The 5,432-nt window shown below is 71.9% G+C and carries 5 protein-coding genes; 4 read left to right on the forward strand and 1 reads right to left on the reverse strand.

Annotation, left to right across the window (positions count from 1 at the left end):
- The first annotated feature begins 179 nt into the window (after positions 1-179).
- Entirely contained in the window at positions 180-1,244 is a 1,065-nt protein-coding gene (locus ABT367_RS40515) for a hypothetical protein (protein WP_352258877.1), read from the forward strand.
- Between the two features lie 130 nt (positions 1,245-1,374).
- On the opposite strand, the gene ABT367_RS40520 is transcribed toward ABT367_RS40515, so the two are convergent.
- Positions 1,375-2,673 (reverse strand): lipase, encoded by a 1,299-nt coding sequence (locus tag ABT367_RS40520; protein WP_352258879.1) that lies wholly within the window; start codon positions 2,671-2,673, stop codon positions 1,375-1,377.
- A gap of 223 nt (positions 2,674-2,896) precedes the next feature.
- Between ABT367_RS40520 and ABT367_RS40525 the strand changes: the two genes are divergently transcribed.
- The 3 genes from ABT367_RS40525 to ABT367_RS40535 form a co-directional block, all read left to right on the forward strand.
- Positions 2,897-3,829, forward strand: a complete 933-nt coding sequence (locus ABT367_RS40525; protein WP_352258881.1) for an ABC transporter ATP-binding protein — start codon at positions 2,897-2,899, stop codon at positions 3,827-3,829.
- Positions 3,826-4,575 (forward strand): ABC transporter permease, encoded by a 750-nt coding sequence (locus tag ABT367_RS40530; RefSeq protein WP_352258883.1) that lies wholly within the window; start codon positions 3,826-3,828, stop codon positions 4,573-4,575. Before ABT367_RS40525 ends, ABT367_RS40530 begins: the two co-directional genes overlap by 4 nt.
- A gap of 110 nt (positions 4,576-4,685) precedes the next feature.
- The coding region (locus tag ABT367_RS40535; protein WP_352258885.1) for a sensor histidine kinase at positions 4,686-5,432 on the forward strand (747 nt) is incomplete at its 3' end.

Genomic DNA, 5,432 nt, shown 5'->3' on the forward strand with positions numbered 1-5,432 from the left:
GTCGAGGAACTCGGCGGCATGAACCTGTACTTCGTGTACGGCGACAAGATCGTCACGCCCGAGCTCACCGGCTCGATCCTCGAGGGCGTCACCCGACGCAGAAGCCCGCCCCCGCGCCCGCGCCGACCCCCGCGCCGGGACAGGTCTCCGGTGACACCCTGACCAGCGGCATCCCCGTGGTGCCGCCCGGCCATGGCACGCCGCCGGGCCCGTTCGCACCGCAGGTTCCGCCGCCCGGTGAGGGCGCCCCGCCGGCGCAGACCCCGCCGCCGGCCGCGAGCAGCCCGCGTCCCGCGAAGAAGGGCCGCAACAAGCTGGTCCTCGCCGCGGGCGGAGTCATCGGCCTGTTCGGCATCGCCTACGGCGCCGGCCTCCTGATGAACCACTCCGACGTGCCCAAGGGCACCACCGTGCTCGGCGTGGACATCGGTGGCGGTACCCGCGACGAAGCGGTCAAGAAGCTGGACGCGGCGCTCGGAGAGCGCACCACGCAGCCGCTCGAGCTGACGGTGTCCGGCAAGAAGGCCGAGCTCGAACCGGAGCAGGCGGGTCTCTCCCTCGACACCCAGGCCACCGTGCGCGCGGCGGCCGGCAGCGACTACAACCCGGTCTCGGTGATCGGCTCGCTCTTCGGTGGCGAGCGGGTCGTCGAGCCCGAGATGCCGGTCGACGAGGAGAAGCTCACCGACGCCCTCGAGCGCATCTCGGGCTCCACCTCGTCCGGCGACGGCGGCATCACCTTCTCGCCGGGCAAGGCAACGCCCGTGTACGGCAAGGAAGGCAAGCGGATCAACCCGCAGGGCTCGGTCGCGGCCATAGAGGCGGCGTACCGCGAGCAGGTCGAGACCGGTGAGCGCACCGCGGTCGAACTGCCCGTCTCCACGGCCGCCCCCAAGGTGTCCAAGGAAGAAGTCGACCGGATGATGAAGGAGTTCGCGAATCCGGCGATGTCCGGGATCATCACGGTCCGGGTGGACAGCGGCCAGTTCATCCAGTTCTCGCCGGAGAAGTCGATCTACAAGTTCGTACGGGTGGTGCCGACGGCCGACGGCCAGCTCACCGAGAAGTACGACGAGGCCGCGCTCAAGGAGCTCTACGGCTCGACGTTCGACGGCGTGATGATCACGCGGGGCAACGGCAAGAAGACGGCCCTCAACGAGAAGGACGTCGTCGTCGCGGTCGGCACGGCCCTGCGCGGCAAGACCGAGGCCGAGCGCACGGTCACGATCGAGACGAACCCCTAGCCGATCGGGTCCTGAGTGAGCCCGGTACGACGTGTGTCGTGCCGGGCTCACCCTTTTCCAGCCGGCGCGGCTGCTCGTCATCACGACCCGCGCGGCTGCTCGTCACCACGACCCGCGCGACTGCTCGTATTCACGACCGCCGCAGCTGCTCGAACCACCGCACCACCGCCGTGGTGCCCGCCGCGTTCGACCCCAGATGGCGTGAGCCCGCGTAGTCCACGGCCCCCAGATCGACGACCGGGACCTCCGCGCCCGCCTCGCGCAGCCACTCCCGGCACCGGTCGGTGTTCTCCGTGACGGCCTGCTCGTCGCCGGAGGCCATGTACAGCCGCGTCGGTGTGCGCGGAGCCCAGTCCCGGCAGACGCCGTCCGTCCCGCGCAGCGCCTGGGCGAGGCCGCCCGTCGGGCGGGCGAGCAGGTCCCGGCCGTGCGCGGTCAGCAGCTCGTCCACGGTGCCGGGCGTACCGCGCATCAGCTGCTCCCCGGTGTGCGCGCCGTCGAAGAGCGCCTCCACCGTGCGGTCGTACGGGGCCTGGAAGACCTCGGCGGGATCGTCGTAGACCGGGTGCAGCCGGTTGAAGGCCACAAGCGCGTACGCCGCGTACACCGCACCGGACTTGGCCTCCACGCGGCCTTCGAGCAGCGCCGGCAGCTCCGTACCGCCGAAGTCGTACGCGCCGCTGATCGGTGCCAGCGCGCCGAGCCGGAAGTACGGATCCGCGCCGTCCTGGAGCGCGCGGCCGAGCGCGAGGGCCGCGGAGGCGCCCTGCGAGAAGCCGGTGACCTGCACCGAGCGCTCCAGGGTGCGGCCGGTGTGCGGCGCGAAGGCGCGGGCGGCCCGGAGCATGTCCAGGGAGGCCGTGGTCTCGGATGGGATGTCCATCCACGGGTGCGGGCCGGGCCCCTTGCCCATCCCCACATAGTCGGGCCCCACCGCGGCCGCGCCGGCCGAGGCGTGGGCGATCACCGGGGCCGAGACGAACTCCGCCCGGCTCATGGAGGGGGAGTCGTCCTTGTGGCTGCCGGTGCCGTGCGCGAAGGAGACCGTGGCAAGGCGCCGCTCACCGCTGCGGGGCAGCACGAACAGGCCGCTCGCGGTGGTGGGCCAGCCCTGTGCGTCGACGGTCCGGTAGACGAGCCGGTAGGCGGTCACGCCGTGCCGTACGGCACCGGCCTGGAAACCGGCCCGGCGCAGCTCGGCGGAGACGGCCGCCGGGGAGGCGAGCGTGTACAGCTTCTCGGCGGACACCAAGCTGCCGCGCCACGGGGACGGGGCACCCCGTTCGTACCCGGTGACGGGCGTATGAGCGGCCGCGGCCGAGATGCCCGCGGAGCCCAGGAGCAGACCGCAGCAGACCGCGGCCGCACCGGCCCGCAGTGCGGCGCTGCGGCGGGTGCGGCGGGCGAAGGCGGCAGGTCGAGCGGGCATCGGATCCTCCAACTGGCTTGCTGACCGGGCCAGTTCAGCTTCGTCCGCGGCAGGGTTCCGGCGCATTGGAGAGGCCCCCCGAGCGCGCCGGGTGCCAGCCCCACCCCGTGGCCTGCGGTTTCCCCTTTGCTCCGCCCGCGCCCCCTCGTATGACAGCTGTCATGCCGGACCCACGACCGCCGACACTGCCGTGCGCACCCCGCGCGGAGAGATCGTGGATCACATGACGACCTCAGCGACCACCGCCGCCGCCCGCCGGCCGGCCGTGCTCTTCGACAGCGTGGCCAAGAGCTACGGCACCGTCCGTGCGGTCGACGGCCTCTCCCTCGCACTGCACCCCGGCGAAACCGTGGCCCTGCTCGGCCCCAACGGCGCCGGGAAGTCCACCACCCTCGATCTGCTGCTCGGGCTCAGGACCCCCGACCGCGGCAGCGTCGAGGTCTTCGGCACGACGCCCCGCGAGGCGATCGTGGCCGGCCGGGTCGGCGCGATGCTGCAGAGCGGTGGCCTGATGGAGGAGGTCACCGTACGGGAGCTGGTGGAGCTCGCCTGCGCGCTGCACCCGCGCCCGCACCCCGTGGACCGGGTGCTCGCCCGGGCCGGGCTCACCCGGATCGCCGGACGCAAGGTCGACAAGCTCTCCGGCGGCCAGGAGCAGCGCGTACGGTTCGCGCTCGCCACCGCCGGCGACAGCGAGCTCATCGTGCTCGACGAGCCCACCACCGGCATGGACGTCACCAGCCGGCAGGCCTTCTGGGCGACCATGCGGGAGCAGGCCGCCGAGGGGCGTACGGTCCTGTTCGCCACGCACTACCTCGAAGAGGCCGACGCGATCGCCGACCGCGTCCTCGTGCTGCACCGCGGCCGCCTCCTCGCGGACGGCACCGCCGCCGAGATCAAGGCGAGGGCCGGGGCGCGCAAGGTGTCCTTCGACCTCGACGAGGCCGTGGACGAGTCCCTGCTCGCCGCGCTGCCCGCCGTCAACTCCCTGGAGATCTCCGGCCGTACGGTCCGCCTCACGTCCCGTGACGCCGATGCCACGGTGCACGCGCTGTACGGACTCGGTCTCTATCCCCGCAACGTCGAAGTCGCCGGCCTCGGCCTTGAACAGGCCTTCGTCGCTCTCACCCAGGCCGAGGAGGCCAAGGCGGCATGAACACGTTCACGTCACGCGCGCTGATCCGGCTCGAACTGAGCCGCGCCCTGCGCAACCGCAAGTTCCTGTTCTTCTCGGTGGTCTACCCCGCGGCGCTCTTCCTGCTCATCGCGGGCAACGCCGACAGCGGCGAGATGATCGGCGGCCTGAGCCTGCCGACGTACATGATGGTGTCCATGGCCTCCTTCGGCGCCCTGACCGCCGTCCTCATGGGCAACAGTGAACGCATCGCCAAGGAGCGCGAGAGCGGCTGGGTCCGCCAACTGCGCCTGACCGCGCTGCCCGGCCGCGGCTATGTGCTCGCGAAGACGGCGAGCGCGGCCGTGGTCAGCCTGCCGTCGATCGTCGTCGTCTTCGTGGTCGCGGCCCTGGCCAAGGGCGTGCACCTGGCCGCCTGGCAGTGGCTCGCGCTCACCGGCACCGTCTGGGCGGGCAGCCTGGTCTTCGCCGCGCTCGGTGTGGCGCTGGGCTATCTCGCGACCGGTGACGCGGTGCGGCCGCTGACGATGGTCGTCTACTTCGGCCTGTCGATGCTCGGCGGACTGTGGATGCCGATGACGACCTTCCCGCAGTGGCTGCGGAACATCGCGGAGTGGCTCCCCACCCACGCGTACGCCGCCCTCGGGCAGGCCATCGAACTGGGCAGCGCACCGGGTGCCCGTGATCTCGCCACCCTCGCCGTGTACTTCGCGCTCTTCGTGGGCGGGGCGGCATGGCTGTACCGGAAGGACGCGCAGAAGGCGTGAGCGACGAAGGCCGCGACGGGGTGCCCCCCTCCGACGAAACCGGCGCATCCGACGACATCGAGATCCCCATCGGCCGCCCGCCGGCGAACCGCAGGACGGCGCTGTCCAAGATGCTGTGGATCGGCATCTGGCTGATCTTCCTCGCCTCCCCGGTCAAGGACCTGGCCGACGGCCACCACACCACGGCCGCCACGGTTCTGGGCTGGCTGGGCCTCGCGGTCTTCGTCGCCGCGTACCTCTCCCTGGTCTTCCGCTTCACCTCCCGCATCGGCGACTGGCTGGTCCCGGGCCTCTCGCTGCTCTTCCTCTACGTGCTCGGCGCGGCGCTCGCGTACAGCCTCGGGGACAGCTGGCTCGGCCTGTTCATCTACGTGTCCGTGGCGATGGGAGCGGTGCTGCCCTTCCGGCACGCACGCTGGGCGATCCCCGTGGTCACCGCGACCATGATCGTGATCGGGATGCGCACGGAGCCGGTCGGTGAAGTGATCGCCTCGCTGGGCCTGTTGACCCTGATGATCGGCTTCGCGATGTGCGGGATCCGCCAGCTCGTACGGACCACGATCCAGCTCCGCGAGGCCCGCGCGACGGTCGCGGAACTGGCAGCCAACGAGGAACGACTGCGGCTCGCCCGCGATCTGCACGATCTGCTCGGCCACTCCCTGTCGCTGATCACGCTCAAGAGCGAACTGGCGGGACGCATGCTGCCCGCCCACCCCGAGCAGGCGGCGGGCCAGATCGCGGACATCGAACGCGTCAGCCGCCAGGCCCTGGTGGACGTACGGGAAGCGGTGACGGGCTACCGCCGGGCGACGCTGCCCGGCGAACTCGCGGGCGCGCGGACGGTGTTGGCGGCGGCC

It is taken from the genome of Streptomyces mesophilus, assembly GCF_040300965.1.
GTDB lineage: Bacteria > Actinomycetota > Actinomycetes > Streptomycetales > Streptomycetaceae > Streptomyces > Streptomyces mesophilus_A.